We start from the raw sequence: 14947 nt of genomic DNA on the forward strand, positions 1-14947 counted from the left end.
GCGTGCTTTCTCAGTAACGGCGATCAAGGCTACAAAGGGCATCGAAACAAATTGAATTGTCCGGTGGTCTTCGGCTTCCGACAGCGCATCGATGTATGATGTTTTCGAAATCCGCCTCCACGCTCTTCTTTCATTTGAGTCGAGTTTCGAAATGCCGCCCAAGTGCTGAAAATAGCGATTCGTGTCCAAAACCAACGTCTTATAAATTGAAAAAGCCGAATCAAACGCTCGGATCTTTTCCAAAGTCAGACCGAGTTTGAGTTTGTTGCGCAACCACAACAAGAACTGATGCCGGGTCATTTTGCGGTTAGCAACCGCATCCCTGAAGCGTCTGAATCGACTCGGTATAGAAAGGATCGCTTCATCATATTCCTTGTCGTAATAGTGCAGGTCGCCTAGAATCGTCTGGACAAAGCAAAGAGAATGAACAAAATGATTGTCGCCGTCGACCGGTGTATAGTTCGCGTACTTATCCCTTAATTCGATCAGCTTTCTCTTATAGTGCCGCTTCGTTGCCAACGATTCGTCGAGCGTAAAATTGAAGGCTGCCGAACTCAGATCGGAAGTTTTTGAAAGATGAATCAACTCACGCCGAATGATGCTGCGAAATCGATAATCGAAGATCCCGCTAACCGTATCTCGAATATACGTCATCGAATAGAATCTCATTAATTCTTCGATAAACTCTCGAAGATTGGGTTCGCGATTTACAAGGACAACCTCAGGAATCAGTTCCAGGTTCCGCCAAGAGAAACCAAACGGATGGAACTTCAGTATGTGGTCGATGATAAATGAGGAAGAAAATAAGAGTTTGTCTCCAAGTGACTTCAGTTCGCGGCTATTGGCGATCAAAAAAGGTCGATATAAATTCGAGGTCATCCCAATTTCGTACTGGGTATTGTATCCGAACTTCAAAAACAAGCGCTTGGACAAATCAGCGTCGAGGGATTTGTCGGCTGATTCGTGAAGAACAACAAGGTTCGTACGGAAGAACGCCTCGTTGCAATCACGCTGGCTTTCATCCTCCTTCTTGGTCGGTCCGCGCACAATCAACTGTTCAGTAAGTCCAGTGAGTTTCTTGGGTGTTCCGTTGCTGCGGTATGTAAGGTAAATTACATAATTCTGCAACGTGAAGATGACCTTGTACTTCTTTCGTCTTTCCTCTTCGGATTCCTTTCCGTTTTGAATAGAACCGACGACCACAACCCCTTCGTTATCGATTCGGAGTGACTCAAACAAGCCCTTTAACCCAAGAATCGATGGGTGTCCATTCGAAATCATATTGACGAGATACGTTTCAGTCATCTCCGTTATTCCGCCCGAACGATTACCTGCATCCTTCGCGGAATCCTTAAAGAAACTGTCGACGTAAATCACGTCGTTGAAGATACTGCTATAAAACGACTCGCGATCGGCGATATCGGCTAGATCCGCATCAAACATCTCGCGGCCGCCGATGAAAAAGAACTTGGCCGAGACTACGTTAAGAAAGCCTTTAAGATTTGCAAGGAGTCGTGCAACGGCTTCCCGACGTTCACGCGATCGATTGGTATCCTGCGCGTAGATACTGGCGTCCAATACCGGATTTGATGACTCCCGATCTGTATCGCGGTTATGTTGTGCGGCCCGATCTTATCAAGTTCATCGATAATGAAAACAAAATTTGGTATTTCAACCGGTTTACGCCGGAGATCATCGATCCGATTGAAAATCGCAATCAGTTCGTCCTCAACCTCTTTAGCGCTCGCGATCTGATAATGAGATCTCATCGTTTTTCGAGAATGAACCGAACGGCATCGCGAGTTCGGCAAGTCCGCCCGCGATTTCGGTAGTTATGTTCGGTGCAACGCGCTTCTCTTGTCGCAACGTCACCTGACCGCTCATCCGATTTCTTAGATCCCGGAGTTGCTTTCGTATACTCTGATACGACGCGTCGGCCGTTTGCTTTCTCGGTCTGCTGATCCTTGGAATCAGAAACCGCCATAGAAAATAGAAACTCCTATTGAAAACGGGTCGGTCAAATTGGAATTGATGCTTTGTCCAGTAGGCGTCCAACTGGATTGCAATTCGCCGCAGAACCTCCATCTCCGTCAAGGTTTCCTGGGACAGATTGATCTCGAGTTTTTTGTATCGAGCGTGCCGTTTCCCTTGGCCCTTCCGTTTCTCCCGCCTTTCCCATGCGGTTAACCAAATCAAAGAGAAAAAGTCGACAGCGAAAAAGAACGCAGACAGTACGAAATATGCGCATATAAGACCGACAACGATCCGGTACACCACCGAGAGTGAATTGCTTGGCTGCGCCTTCTGCGTTTGAAGTTGTTGTCCGCGACTATTGTTCAGCGAATCGCTTGATTGCGCCATCTGCGATGTGGAGTTGTCGCCCGTGACATTGCTGCTCGATTGTGTCTCCCGTGTCGTAGCGTGAGTGTCCGCGCCACCATTGTCTTCGGCTTTCATCGTATTTGCATTGTCGTTCGTATTATTTTGTACAGACGTCAACGCTGCCGCCGCGGCTCCGTCGATAGATTCAACAGGAAAATAGGCTCCCATAAAATCACTGATGAATTTGGGACAACGCGAATCCCGGCATACATAACTGTAATTCACATAGAAAAGCGTTGACCAAATGAATACGCTGATAACAATGACTGCCCGAAATGCACTCCAAGTCGCTTCAAAGATTCTTGGATTGAAATAAACGAGAACAGTGTGTGCAATGATCCCGAACAGGAAGAACGTCCAACTCCAACCCGGCAGATCCGAAGAAGTTTGGGTGGATGCCAGAAAGTTGACTAAAAGAATTATGAACAAATAGCCCAACGCAACACGAACCGGCTTTCCCAACTCCGCCAATTTGTCTTTCGGAGACTTCGAATTTGCGTCTGTGTCTCGAGATGTCAAACCTTCTTGTCCGTTTGTATTGTTGTACTCATCGATAGACTCACGGACGACGCTTGTCTTGCCCATCCCTCGAAATCCCGCGATAAGGTATGAGCCTGACTTCACATCAGAATTTCTTAGGATTGAAACTATCCGCTCTTTGACCTTCCGTCTGCCAATGAAACGCCTTTGGTCAGATTCATCACGATATGGACTATGAAAGAACTCGTAATTCTTGAGCTCGATGTAAACATCCTTTATTTTGGCGGAGTATTTTGACAATTCATTCGGCATTTTTAATCTCCTTCGCTACCCCGCCCGTTGCGGTTCTGACCTTAGCGTTTCCTCAAGATCGGGATGCGTCACGCTCGGGAGCACAAGATCGTACCGCACGTCTTCGACTGCCAGTCGCATCTTCATTCCCCAATGATCGCAGATTTGTTTTCCTACGATAGTCGACTACAAGGTCAGAACCAAATCCAAATTGCGACTGCTTCGGTGATCAAATCAGTCAGTCTCTTTGGACCGTTAGAATCACGAAACGAATCGGAAGATCGGAAAGACGTTACCGACTGAAATCGGTTGAAGAAAATTTAGTGAGTTAAGACGTCGAAAGCCGATTGCGGCTACCATCCCGGTTTGGCGTCGGCCATTTTTTTGAAACAATCGAATTTGAACTCAGAGGATAGTGAGTTCCTCAAACAACTCGTGGCTTGGTGGCATAGCCGTGTTTGTAGTGGGTGGTTCGCGGAAACGCTCAGAATTTCCCCACATCCGGGCGGCAAGCCGCCATTGAATCGCCGCTAAAGTCAATTCACCGGCAAAACGAGGCAAATGTCGAACATTCAATCCCGTGTGCCCGTCACCTTGGGTGGCGGAACGATCGTTCAGAACAACCGTGGCGATTTTCGCTACGCACCGCACGCGAAGAAAATCCCGTTAAAAAGCTTCGTGCATCTTCGTGCGCTTCGTGGTTCCGAAAAACCTATCGCGATCAATCGTCGATGTCCGGTTTTTCGGGCGTGACTCTCAGACAGGCGACGTAGTGGCGCGGGCGGATCTCGACGAGCGGCGGTATCTTCGTTTTGCATTCGGCGATCGCGTACTGGCAGCGTGTGTGGAAATGGCAGCCCGGCGGCGGATTGATCGGACTCGGGACGTCGCCCTTGAGGATGATCCGCTCGCGCTTGGCTTCGATCTCGGGATCGGGAACGGGAACGGCCGAGATCAGCGCTTTCGAATAGGGGTGCAGCGACTGCTTGTAGATCTCGGCGCCGTCGGCGAGTTCGACGATCTTGCCGAGATACATCACGGCGACGCGGTCCGAAAGGTGCCGGACGGCGCGAAGGTCGTGCGAAATGAACAGATACGTCAGGTTTTTCTCCGCCTGTAGCTGTTCCATCAGGTTCATTATCTGCGCCTGGATCGAAACGTCGAGCGCCGAGATCGGTTCGTCGGCGACGATGAACTCCGGATCGACGGCGAGCGCGCGGGCGATCCCGATGCGCTGGCGCTGGCCGCCGGAGAACTCGTGCGGATAGCGTTTGATGAAGCGGCGCGACAATCCGACGGTTTCCATCAGATCCTGAACGCGCTTTTCGGCGGATTCGCCCTTGAAGAGGCCGAAGGTGCGGATCGGCTCGCCGATGATCGAACCGACCGTCATTCGCGGATTGAGACTCGCGTAAGGATCCTGAAAGATCATCTGAAGATGCCGCCGCTGGTCGCGCATCGCGCCGCCCGAAAGATGCGCGAGATCCTTGCCGTTGTACATCACGCGGCCGCCGGTTGGATCGGTGAGGCGCAGAATGGCCTTGCCGAGCGTCGATTTTCCGCAACCCGATTCGCCGACAAGCCCGAGCGTTTCACCCCGCCGGATATCGAGCGAGACATCATCGACCGCACGGACGACCCCGTGCCCCTTGCCCGAAAACAGTCCGCCGCCCGACCCCTTGAAAAAGACCTGAAGATTTCGAATCGAAATGAGCACTTCATCCGAAGGCGTGTGGTGCCCGGGTTCGGGGACGGCTCCGGTCTCCTTTCCGGAATCGGTTTGCGAAACGGAATCGGGGGACAGTATCACGGTAGTTCCGCAGAATGTGCATTTCTGATACTTTCCTCCGTCGTATTCGAGGGATGCCGCGCACGTTGGACATTTGAATGCTTTTGCCATAACAAATTAACTTTCGACCCGAAAAACTATGAACCTATCTTAGGCGACTCGATCTTCACCGGCGTGTCGAAATCGTACGTGGTCGTGACACGCTGCGTCTGTTTGCCCGCGCGGTTTTCGACGACCGTTTTCATCACGAGTTTGGTTTCTTCGTCAATCCACATCCTGGTCGCCGATTCGACCGTGCCGCTGGTCGCCCGATGCGCGTAAACGGTCGTCTTGCGGCCGTTCAGCGTTTCGCTGCCGATGACCGATACGTTCTGGATCTTCTTCACATCCTCTTCGGTCAAAGCGTTCTCGCGGATCTTCGTGAGACCGCTCATATCGAAATCCGACTTTTGCCACTTCCCGTTTTCCTTCGTGAAGGTCTGATCGCCGACGACGATCGCTTCGTTTTCTCCCTGCTTGAAATAGTAACGGTCGGGCGCGACGTATTTGATCTCGCCGCTCAAAGCCGGCATATTTTCGATCTCGGTCTTCGCCGTCCAGAATCTCAGGTCCTTGAGTTTGCGCGTCGAGGCGACGACGTCCTCTTTCGCCTTTTCGGATTCGGCGGAATTGACGTTCGGGCTCGCGTTCGAATTGACCGGCGCGTCCTTCGGCGCCGGAACCGCGTTTTTCGGATCGGGCGCGGAAGAACACGCGCCGAGCAACGAAAAGGCGAGCACAATTACAATGATTCGGTTTCGTTTCATCGATCTTTCTCCGCGCGCTCGTTTACCGATTCCCTGTAGACATCCGCGGCGAAATGGCACAGCGAATGATGTCCGGGGTTGATCTCGACAAACGGCGGGAACTCCGTTCGGCATACATCAACGGCGCGGTCGCAACGTTCGGCAAACGGGCAGCCCGGCGGCAGATGCGCGACGTCGGGCGGAAGTCCAGGAATTTGATAGAGTTCCTTTCCCTGTTCGTGCGCCGGATCGGGAACGCTCTTGAGCAAGCCTTTCGTGTACGGATTCGCCGGCGTCGCGAAGAGTTCGGCGGTCGGCGCCTGCTCGAAGACCTTGCCGGCGTACATCACGATGATCTTTTCGGTCATTCCGGCGACGACGCCGAGGTCGTGCGTGATGAGAATGACGCTCGTCCCCATACGCTCCTTGAGATCCTTGATCAGTTCGAGGATCTGCGCCTGAATCGTGACGTCGAGCGCGGTCGTCGGCTCGTCCGCGATCAGCAATTCCGGGTCGCAGCTGAGCGCCATCGCGATCATCACGCGCTGCCGCATACCGCCCGAGAATTCGTGCGGATATCCGTCCACGCGGCTTTCGGCGTCGGGGATTCCGACAAGCTTCAACATCTTGATCGCGTGTTCGTATGCCTGCTGTTTCGTGTGGCCGAGATGAAGCCGCGTGACTTCCATCAGCTGCGTCGAGATCTTCAGAAACGGATTGAGCGAGGTCATCGGATCCTGAAAGATCATCGCGATGCGTTTTCCGCGAATCTTGCGGACCTCGTCGATCGAGAGCCCGAGGACGTCGATTCCGTCGAACGTGATCTTTCCGCCGACGATCTTTCCCGGAGGTTCCGGGATAAGACGCATTACCGACAGATTCGTGACTGACTTGCCGCTCCCCGATTCGCCGACGATTCCGATCGTCTCGCCCTTTTTGAGCTCGAACGTAACGTCGTCGACCGCCTTGACGACGCCGTCCTCAGTCTGAAAATACGTCTTCAGACCGATTACCGATAAGATTGTGCCGTTGGTTTCGCTCATTGTTTGATCAGGCTCCGAGTTTCTCCCCGAGCCAGTTTTGAAAATCCGACAAAACGACGAATTGTTTTTCTTTCTGTCCGCGCGCCAGGAATTCGGAAAGGCCCTCGGCGTTCAGAACCGGGATCTCGACGCTGTCCGGGATCGCCAGATAGCTGCCTTCGGGTTGAAGCCGAGAAATCACGAGCCGTTCACCGTCGTAACGCCAGAACTCGGAGATCCCGAATTCCGCGTAGATCTCGACCTTCTGATCCGATTTGTGATGAATGTCGATCTCAACGACGATATCCGGCGCGAGGTCGATCTCTTCTTCGACAGTCGCTTTTGTCTGATGAATGTCGGCCTTGCTTACGAAATACGAAAGATCGGGCTCGACGCCGAAATTCCTGCGCTTGGAACGCAGGGTCGCGCTTCCGGTTGAGATGATCTCTTTTTGCAGGGACATGCCTGCAAAAGTTATGAAATTGTGAAGAATACTCGCAATGAGTTCGTGCAGTTCTGAGGTTGGAACAATCGTCAGGAGCCCTTCCTTGTAGGTGAGTTTGAGACCGCTGCCTTCGCCGATCTCTTCGGAAAGCCGTTTGTACGCCGGCCAGTCGAATCCGACGTACTGCATCGGATGCCGCAGGTGGAGCAGCGTCTCGATCGAAATTGATACTTGGGATGTGAACATTTGGTCTTCTATTTTGCTTCCGAACATTGCCGGATCCCGCCGTTCTCGACGATGTCGATCACGGTCACGACCTTTTTGCCGTTCCGCTGTTTCTGGTAAAAGAAGCTGACGCCGCGATATTCGAGTCCTTCCTTGGACTTTCCGTAGATCTTGTAGACGTCCTCGAGCGTGCTCTTGCTCAGCGTGATCCCCTTGCCGGTCTTGACCTGATACGGCGCACGGAATTCGATGTCGAAGATCGTCTTCTTTCGGTCGGCCTGGCAGTAATAGAACGAGATCCCTCCCGGATAGACCAACTGCGCCGAATACTTTTTGTACTTGACCAGTTTGTAGTTCTTGCCGAACTTCTTGATGACGTCGTTCGAGTTCGATTTTCCGACCGCGATGCCGTCAAGTCCGACGCCTTCTTTCGCGACCTTGACCTTGGCCGTTTCTTTTGTCTGTTTTTTCGCGCCCTGCGCCAAAACCCCGGTCGCGCCGGCAAGAATCAAAGCGGTGAAGATCGATAAGATAATTAGCTTTTGTTTCATTTTCATCCTCCATTTTCGGGGGCGAATTTTCTAAAACTTGCGCGTCTGCGGATCGAGCGCGTCACGCAGGCCATCGCCTAAGAAATTGAGCGAAAAGAGCGTCAGCGCCATCGTCACGCCGGGAAAGATCATTTGCCACGGATAGATGCCGATGCTCTTGATGCCGTCCGCCGCGAGGCTTCCCCACGACGCGAACGGCGGCTGGACGCCGATCCCGAGAAACGAAAGGAACGCCTCGGTCAGCATCACGCTCGGGATCGTCAGGGTCGCGTAAACGATCACCGGCCCGAGCGCGTTTGGCACCAGATGCCGGAAAATGATCGCCGGGGTCGAAACGCCCGTCGCGCGCGCCGCAAGCACGAACTCCTGATTCTTCAAACTCAGGATCTGGCCGCGCACGACCCGCGCCATCGTCAGCCACGAAACGCATCCGAGCGCGAAGAACAGCAAGAAGATCTGGCTCAACCCCTGATTGTTCTCCCCTCCGAAAAATGCCGAGATCGAGCGGATCCAGTCCGGCGTGTTCTCCTTGCCGAAAACCGCCAAAAGGACGATGACGATCAGGATGTACGGAATCGAGAACAATATGTCGACGATGCGCATCATCAAGTTATCGATGAATCCGCCGACGTATCCGGCGACCGCGCCGTAAGAAACGCCGATCACGAGCGAAACCAATGTCGAAATGATGCCGACCATCAGCGAGATCCGGCCGCCTTGCAGAACCCGCGCGAGAATGTCTCGCCCGGCGTCGTCGGTTCCCATCGGATGTTTCATCGACGGCGGAAACGATCTCGTCAGATCCGATTCGGGCGGAATGAAATCGAACGTGAACCCGGTCAGGCGTTCGATGATCCACGGACCGAAGATCACGGCAACCGCCATCACCGCCATCACGATCAGCCCGAAAACGGCCAACTTGTTCTTCAGCAGGCGTTTCCAGGCATCGGCCCAGAGCGAAGCTCCTTTTACGATCTCAGGATTTTGACTCATATTCGTTTATTCGTATCGGATCCTTGGATCGAGAAACCCGTAGGAAATATCGACAATAAGATTAAAGACCATTATCAGGATCGACAGGAACGCGACGATCCCGAGCACGAGCGGTTCGTCGCGGTTGAGCACGGCTTGAATAAATATGTTTCCGAGCCCCGGGATCGCGAAGACGCGTTCGACGACAACGGTTCCGGCCAGAAGTCCGGCAAGTGCCGGGCCGGTGAACGATATGACCGGAATCAGTCCGCCGCGGATCGCGTGGCGCAGCAGCACCGTTTTTTCGTCGAGTCCTTTCGCGCGCGCGGTCCGGATATAGTCCGACCGCATCACCTCAAGCATTCCGGCGCGAGTCAGACGCGCAATGTACGCGGCGTAGATCGCCGACAGCGTGATCACCGGCAAGACGAGTCCGGCGGCGCTCCAACGTGCCGGCGGGAGCCAAAACAGCCACAACGAAAAGACGAGCACGAGGATCGGGCCGAGTACGAAATTCGGGATCGAAAGCCCGAGCATCGCGAGCGACATCGAACCGTAATCGAAGATCGAGTTTTGCTTGAGCGAAGCGACGACACCAGCCGAAAGGCCGATGGCGAGCGCGAGCAGATAGGCGAGAATTCCCATTGTCGCCGAGTACGGGAAATGGCGCCGGATGATCTCGTTGACGGACTGCCCCTCGTATTTGAGAGAATCGCCGAAATCACCGCGGACGACGTTCCACATCATTATTCCGTACTGCTGGTACCAGGGTTTGTCCAACCCGTATTTCTTCTTGATGTTGGCCTCGACCGCCGCCGGGAGTTTCTTCTCCGCCGAGTAAAAACTGCCGGGCGCGATCCTCACCAATCCCCAGGTCAGCGTGATCACTATCAGCGCCATCGGAATTATCAGCAACAGGCGTCGAATGATGAAACTTAGCATAGTCTTTACTTTGCGAGCGTTGCCTCGAGTTTTTTGAGCTGTTCTTCAACCTGCGGGTCCGAGCGCTCCATAATGTCGTTCACGTCCGTGTCCCATTTCGCCGGATCGCGTTCGAGGTACACGAACTTCCAGGTGAACAGCGTTCCCGGATTCGGATAGAGCCCCTTGACCCACGGTTTCTTGAGCCAATTGGTGGCGTTGATCGTGAGCGGGACCGACGGCAGCTGATCGCGCAGATAGTACTCCGAACGCGCGAGCATTTCGTAACGCTTTTGCGGGTCGAGTTCGTAATTCGCGTCGTCAAGCATCTTGTCGTACTTCGGATCGTTGAATCCCGAGCCGCCGTCGTTGACCGGCCCGTAATGCAATCCGAGAAACGTGTACGGATCCATATAGTCGCCGGCCCAAAGGCTCTGCGCCAAACCCTCGAATCGCATCGCGTTGCGGTCGGCGAGGAAGGTCTTGAACTCCTGATTCTTGAGCGGCATCGTGATCCCCAGATTTTGCGCCCACTGCGCCTGTATGAATTCGGCGATCTGCCGGTTCGATTCGGTCGTGTTGAAAGTCAGGGCGATCTTGTCGGTCGGAAAGCTCGGACATTCGAACTTGCCGCCGTTTTCGATGACCGGAAAACCCGCCTCGGCCAGAAGTTTGCGCGCAAGCGCCGGGTCGAACTGTTTCTGAAGTTTCTCCCAATCTTCGGGAGCGATGCCTTTTTCCTTGCGGATCTCTTCGCCGACCTTGGCCATCGCCTTGTCGTAGTCAGGAAAAATACCGGTCGGCGTATAAAAATAAAGCGGCTTCGTGATCTTGCGGAATTTGGAAAGCGCTTCGCGGTTGATCGCGAGCGAGAACGCCTGGCGCAGCTTGGGATTGTCGAACGGCGGTTTGCGGACGTTGAAACTGTAATAGGCCGTCGCGTTCTCCGGCAGGTTCATATACTCGTCCTTGTACTGCGCGATCTCTTCGATCCACGAGGCCGGAACCGCGTGGTTCAGCAGCGCGTCGACCGCGCCGGATTTGTATAGATTGAGCTGCGTCGCCTGCTCCTCGATCATATAAAACTCGATTCCGTCGAGATGGACGTTTTCCTTGTCCCAGTAGTTCGGATCGCGTTCGACGACGAGCCGGTCGTACGGATGGTATTCCTTGATCCGGAACTGTCCGCTGGTGACGATATTCTCCGGACGCGTCCAGTTCTTTCCGTATTTCTCGATCGACTGCTGCGGCACGACGCGGAAGAACTGATGCGTCAAAAGCCCGACGAAGAACGGCGCCGACTGACGCAGCGAAATGCGCAGCGTGAAGTCGTCGATCGCCTCGACGCCGATGTCAGTTGCCTCGACCGGAACAATCGACACGGGTTCGATCTCTTCGGCGAAAACCTGTTCGAGAACGAACCGATTGGCGTATGCGAGTTTTCCGATCGGCTTCTTTTTCGACTTTTCCTTCTCAGCGATCTTTGCCGGATCGGTCATTGCGGCGATCTCGTCGTCAATTTTCTTGTTTCCGTCGGCGCGCTTCTTGTTCTCGGCCGCGATCTGATCGGACAATTTCTTCGCTTCGTCGGGCAGCGTCAGTGATGCGAACCATTCCTGCGCGAACAACGACGCCGCGTCCGTCGCTTTGTTGAGGCCGTCGGCGAGCGCCTGCTTCGAAGCGTCGCTGCATTCGGCGGCGCAGTTAAGGGCATCGGGAGACAGATTCGACGCGACAAACTTCGAGAGATCGTCTTCCCCCGACTTTATCTTCGTCGCCAGAACGGCCGCGTTCTTCAGATCGGATGGCTGAAACTTGAGCAACTCCTTTAGTTTCGGAGCACTTTCTACGGCCTGCGCGCGTTTCAAAGGTTCATCGGAAAGCGTCAGCCGGGCCGGCGACTGCAAAAACCTGTGAAACTCGGTCTCGGGGCCGAACGGCGGGCGCTCCACGGGAACCGCGGGAGTTTCGGCGACATCGTTTTCAGTCACGAATTTGCCATCGCGCTTGATGAATACCTGGTGGCCGTTGAACGCCTCGGCGTATTTGATGAAGTATCCGAGCTGAACGGTCTGCGAGATGACCTCGGGGTTGAAGCCACGCCGGAAACTGTAAACAAAATCGTGCGCGGTGATCGGTTTGCCGTCGCTGAACTTGCCGTTCTTGCGGAGATGGAAGATGAACTCATCGACCTTCGGCGAGATCTCCCAGAGTTCGGCGAGCGACGGGATCGGCTGCAGCGTTTTCGGATGATAATCGACGAGGCCTTCATAGAGCGCGCCGTAGATTCTCGCTTCGGGCTGGCCGCCCGAAATGTGCGGATCGAGCGTCGCCGGTTCCGAGCCCGAAATGTATCGCAGGACATTGTCTTTCGGCGGCTTCATACTGCCGAAATACCGGCTCTTCGCGGAACTCGAGCAGCCGGAAATGAACAAAGCCGCAAGGATAATGACGATGCCGGCCTTGAATAAACTGATTCGTGTCATCTCGCGGAAACTCCTTTCTTTGACAAGATCTTCGGTTCAGATTTGAAATGCGTACGTTTGGCGAGTCCAGGACGAGTCTTGCAACTGCTTAGAATTTATCACGTTACAGGTTTTTCAGGCAAGAACGTCCGGAATGCCAAAATGTCCCGAAGCGAGGTATTACGATTCTTTTTTCGTCTTTTTGGGTTGCCAGCCGGTATCGATCCGGACGTCTTTCAGCGAAGGCGAGTCGAGGACGTTGATCTCGAATCCGAGCACGTAGGGTTTGACAAGCGAGTACGAGGTCGGGAAATAGAGCGGTATCGCCGGAAGTTCGGCAAGCGCCGTTTTGTGGGTCAACAGATACGCCGGGAGATCGGGCACGACCGGAGTAGTCGCCGGTATTTCGGTCGGCGGAACCGCGCCTGCCACCGGGGGCGTCGGCGTCGCCGTCGGTGTCGCGTTTGGATCGATTACCGGTTCGGGTTTCAGCGGCGGCGCGAAGATCGCGAGCAGCGAAGTCATCTCGTCCGCCGCCGGCAACACGACCCCGCGCCGGATGAGATCGAATTCGCCGATCGAGCGGATCGTTTCAACCTGGGCGGATTCGACGACGATGACCTGGGCCTTGACGTTCAATTCCTGTTCCCACATCTTGGCGACGAGGCGCGCGACCCGTTGCTGAACGTCGTTTCGGTTAACAACGAGCCGGATCGTCGGGAAATTCGCGCCATTGGGAAATCCCGCTTCCTCAAGAAGCTTCTTCGCCTTCGCGCTGTCCTCGACGAGTTTCTCGGTCTCGCCGGAACCGAACGGCAAAAACGACATTGCCGGACGCGTCGAGCCTTCCATCTCGCCGTCGGTCAGACGTTCACGCTCGATCGCGATCGAAAGCGCCTCTCGCACGCGACGATCGTCGAACGGCGGTTTCTTTAGGTTGAACTCATAAAGATTCAGCGCGCCGTGGGTGGTCTGGCGAAAATCCTCGAACGGCTTAAGGAGTTTCAGCGCGAGCGGTTCGAAATGCGCGTTGGTAACCGCATCGATCTCGCCGAGCCGGTAGGCCTCGAGCGCCGTTTCGGCCGTTTCGATCGGCACGAACTTGACGCGTTCGAGTTGGACGCTTGCGCGATCCCAATGGTTCTCCGCCCGATCGAGCGTGACACCGTCCTGACCGACGGAAGAGATGCGGAACGCCCCGCTGGTGACGATTCCGGCATTAAGTCCCGCCTCAAACTCCGTGCCGTCCTTGAAAACCGGGCGGAAGACCGTGTGGGCCACGAGCGTCGGGAAATCCTTATCCGGTCTGATCAGCGTGACCTTCAACGTTTGCGGGTCGATCGCCACCGCTCCAATTTCCCGCTTCGGAGTCGGTGAAGGCGTCGCCTCGACCGAAACGGCCGCGTTGGTGCGTTCCGGCTCGGTCGTCGGAGTTGATTTCTTCACGAATCCCGAAGGCGTTTCGGCGACCGGTTTGACGGCCTCGTTCCCGAGTTCGGCGCTCGGTGAAATGGTTTCACCGAGCCGATCCATTCCGACGATGTTCTCAAAAAGTCCGCGTTGGGGAACGGTCTTGCCGAGCTTCACGATCCGCTCCCAGGAACGAACGAAGTCGCGTGCGGTGATCCGTTCGCCGTTCGACCATTTCGCGTCTTTGCGAAGATGGAAGATCCAGGTTTTGAAATCGTCCGTCGATTCCCATTTGACGGCGAGGACCGGTAACGGTTTGAGCGTCTTCGGGTCAGTTTCCGTCAGACCATCGAAAATCGCGCGGACGATGTCGGTTTCGGGCGCCGCAGAGGCCAAGGCGGGATCGAACGACTTCGGCATTTTGCCGTTGCTCCAGCGGAATTCCCGTCTTTGCGGCGGCGCGGTTTGCGAATAAAAAGGTTCGGTTATCGGTTTTTCGAATTCGCTGCATCCGGCAATGAAGAAAACCGTCAGCAGATAGACGCACCAAAAGATTCCGCGGATTGCCCCGAATTGGAATCTGGTCGGTTTCATTCTTGTTCTAATGACTCAAAAGTCGCAATTGCCCGAAAACTTCAATCGTTCGACGACGGGTCTCTTCGAAGCCGCCGTTGGTCTCGATCAAATAGTCGGCGAAGCGCTTCTTCTCGTCCTGCGGCATCTGAGATCCAATGCGCCGGAGAGCTTCCGCGTCGTCGAAACCGTTTCGTTCTTTGAGTCTTTCCAATTGTACTTCCGAATCGCACCAAACGACAACAAGTTTGTCGAAACGCGTGTAGCCGCCTGATTCTATCATCAGTGCGGCATCGATAACGGCGATGCCTTTCGGGTCTTCAAGCTCGCGTTCGGCGATCCAAAGATCCTGTGCCTCGATGACCAGCGGATGAACGATGGAATTGAGTTTTTGCCGTTTCGATTCGTCCGCAAAGACGATCGACGCCATCTTCGGACGGTCGAGTTCGCCGTCGGGCGTCAAGATGTCCTCGCCGAACTCGCTGACGACGCGTTGCAATCCGACCGTTCCCGCCTTCAAGACATCGCGGGCGGTTTTGTCGGCATCGAGAACGTGCGCGCCGAGTTCGGTCAGCACTTCGCAAACAAATGATTTTCCGACGGCGATCGAGCCGGTCAAGCCAACTTTCAGCATCT

At 54.5% G+C, this 14947-nt stretch carries 12 protein-coding genes; all 12 read right to left on the reverse strand.

Annotated features, from left to right (window positions below; genetic code table 11):
- Window positions 1–1578, reverse strand: a 1578-nt coding sequence (locus IPN69_17510) for a hypothetical protein (GenBank protein ID MBK8812510.1), incomplete at its 3' end; no start/stop codon positions are given.
- A 159-nt stretch (window positions 1579–1737) separates the two neighbouring features.
- Window positions 1738–1884, reverse strand: a complete 147-nt coding sequence (locus tag IPN69_17515) for a hypothetical protein (GenBank protein MBK8812511.1) — start codon at window positions 1882–1884, stop codon at window positions 1738–1740.
- A 1990-nt stretch (window positions 1885–3874) separates the two neighbouring features.
- Window positions 3875–5053, reverse strand: a complete 1179-nt coding sequence (locus IPN69_17520; GenBank protein ID MBK8812512.1) for an ATP-binding cassette domain-containing protein — start codon at window positions 5051–5053, stop codon at window positions 3875–3877.
- A gap of 26 nt (window positions 5054–5079) precedes the next feature.
- Window positions 5080–5748 carry a hypothetical protein gene (locus IPN69_17525; GenBank protein ID MBK8812513.1) on the reverse strand — a complete coding sequence of 223 codons (669 nt, stop codon included), beginning with the start codon at window positions 5746–5748 and terminating at the stop codon, window positions 5080–5082.
- Complete coding sequence (locus IPN69_17530) at window positions 5745–6770, reverse strand: ABC transporter ATP-binding protein (GenBank protein MBK8812514.1); 1026 nt, start codon at window positions 6768–6770, stop codon at window positions 5745–5747. Before IPN69_17530 ends, IPN69_17525 begins: the two co-directional genes overlap by 4 nt.
- A 7-nt stretch (window positions 6771–6777) precedes the next feature.
- Complete coding sequence (locus IPN69_17535; protein ID MBK8812515.1) at window positions 6778–7440, reverse strand: Uma2 family endonuclease; 663 nt, start codon at window positions 7438–7440, stop codon at window positions 6778–6780.
- An 8-nt stretch (window positions 7441–7448) separates the two neighbouring features.
- Window positions 7449–7970: a hypothetical protein gene (locus IPN69_17540; GenBank protein MBK8812516.1), complete on the reverse strand. Its 522-nt coding sequence runs from the start codon at window positions 7968–7970 to the stop codon at window positions 7449–7451.
- 30 nt (window positions 7971–8000) lie between these two features.
- Entirely contained in the window at window positions 8001–8963 is a 963-nt protein-coding gene (locus IPN69_17545; protein ID MBK8812517.1) for an ABC transporter permease, read from the reverse strand.
- A 6-nt stretch (window positions 8964–8969) separates the two neighbouring features.
- The gene (locus IPN69_17550; protein MBK8812518.1) at window positions 8970–9884 is read right to left on the reverse strand and encodes an ABC transporter permease; all 915 of its coding nucleotides are present in this window, start codon (window positions 9882–9884) and stop codon (window positions 8970–8972) included.
- Window positions 9885–9889: 5 nt separating this feature from the next.
- Window positions 9890–12349, reverse strand: coding sequence for a hypothetical protein (locus IPN69_17555; GenBank protein MBK8812519.1), 2460 nt, complete (start codon window positions 12347–12349; stop codon window positions 9890–9892).
- Between the two features lie 159 nt (window positions 12350–12508).
- The gene (locus tag IPN69_17560) at window positions 12509–14332 is read right to left on the reverse strand and encodes a peptide ABC transporter substrate-binding protein (protein MBK8812520.1); all 1824 of its coding nucleotides are present in this window, start codon (window positions 14330–14332) and stop codon (window positions 12509–12511) included.
- Between the two features lie 7 nt (window positions 14333–14339).
- Window positions 14340–14945, reverse strand: coding sequence for a dephospho-CoA kinase (locus tag IPN69_17565; protein ID MBK8812521.1), 606 nt, complete (start codon window positions 14943–14945; stop codon window positions 14340–14342).
- Window positions 14946–14947: the final 2 nt, after the last annotated feature.

It is taken from the genome of Acidobacteriota bacterium (assembly GCA_016715115.1).
Classification (GTDB): Bacteria; Acidobacteriota; Blastocatellia; order Pyrinomonadales; family Pyrinomonadaceae; genus JAFDVJ01.

Bases quoted from the DNA above. Each gene is read 5' to 3' on its own strand.
- IPN69_17515 (MBK8812511.1), bottom strand. From the start codon at position 1,884: ATGAGCGGTCAGGTGACGTTGCGACAAGAGAAGCGCGTTGCACCGAAC.
- IPN69_17530 (MBK8812514.1), bottom strand. From the start codon at position 6,770: ATGAGCGAAACCAACGGCACAATCTTATCGGTAATCGGTCTGAAGACG.
- IPN69_17560 (MBK8812520.1), bottom strand. From the start codon at position 14,332: ATGAAACCGACCAGATTCCAATTCGGGGCAATCCGCGGAATCTTTTGG.
- IPN69_17545 (MBK8812517.1), bottom strand. From the start codon at position 8,963: ATGAGTCAAAATCCTGAGATCGTAAAAGGAGCTTCGCTCTGGGCCGAT.
- IPN69_17555 (MBK8812519.1), bottom strand. From the start codon at position 12,349: ATGACACGAATCAGTTTATTCAAGGCCGGCATCGTCATTATCCTTGCG.
- IPN69_17525 (MBK8812513.1), bottom strand. From the start codon at position 5,748: ATGAAACGAAACCGAATCATTGTAATTGTGCTCGCCTTTTCGTTGCTC.
- IPN69_17535 (MBK8812515.1), bottom strand. From the start codon at position 7,440: ATGTTCACATCCCAAGTATCAATTTCGATCGAGACGCTGCTCCACCTG.
- IPN69_17540 (MBK8812516.1), bottom strand. From the start codon at position 7,970: ATGAAACAAAAGCTAATTATCTTATCGATCTTCACCGCTTTGATTCTT.
- IPN69_17550 (MBK8812518.1), bottom strand. From the start codon at position 9,884: ATGCTAAGTTTCATCATTCGACGCCTGTTGCTGATAATTCCGATGGCG.
- IPN69_17565 (MBK8812521.1), bottom strand. From the start codon at position 14,945: ATGCTGAAAGTTGGCTTGACCGGCTCGATCGCCGTCGGAAAATCATTT.
- IPN69_17520 (MBK8812512.1), bottom strand. From the start codon at position 5,053: ATGGCAAAAGCATTCAAATGTCCAACGTGCGCGGCATCCCTCGAATAC.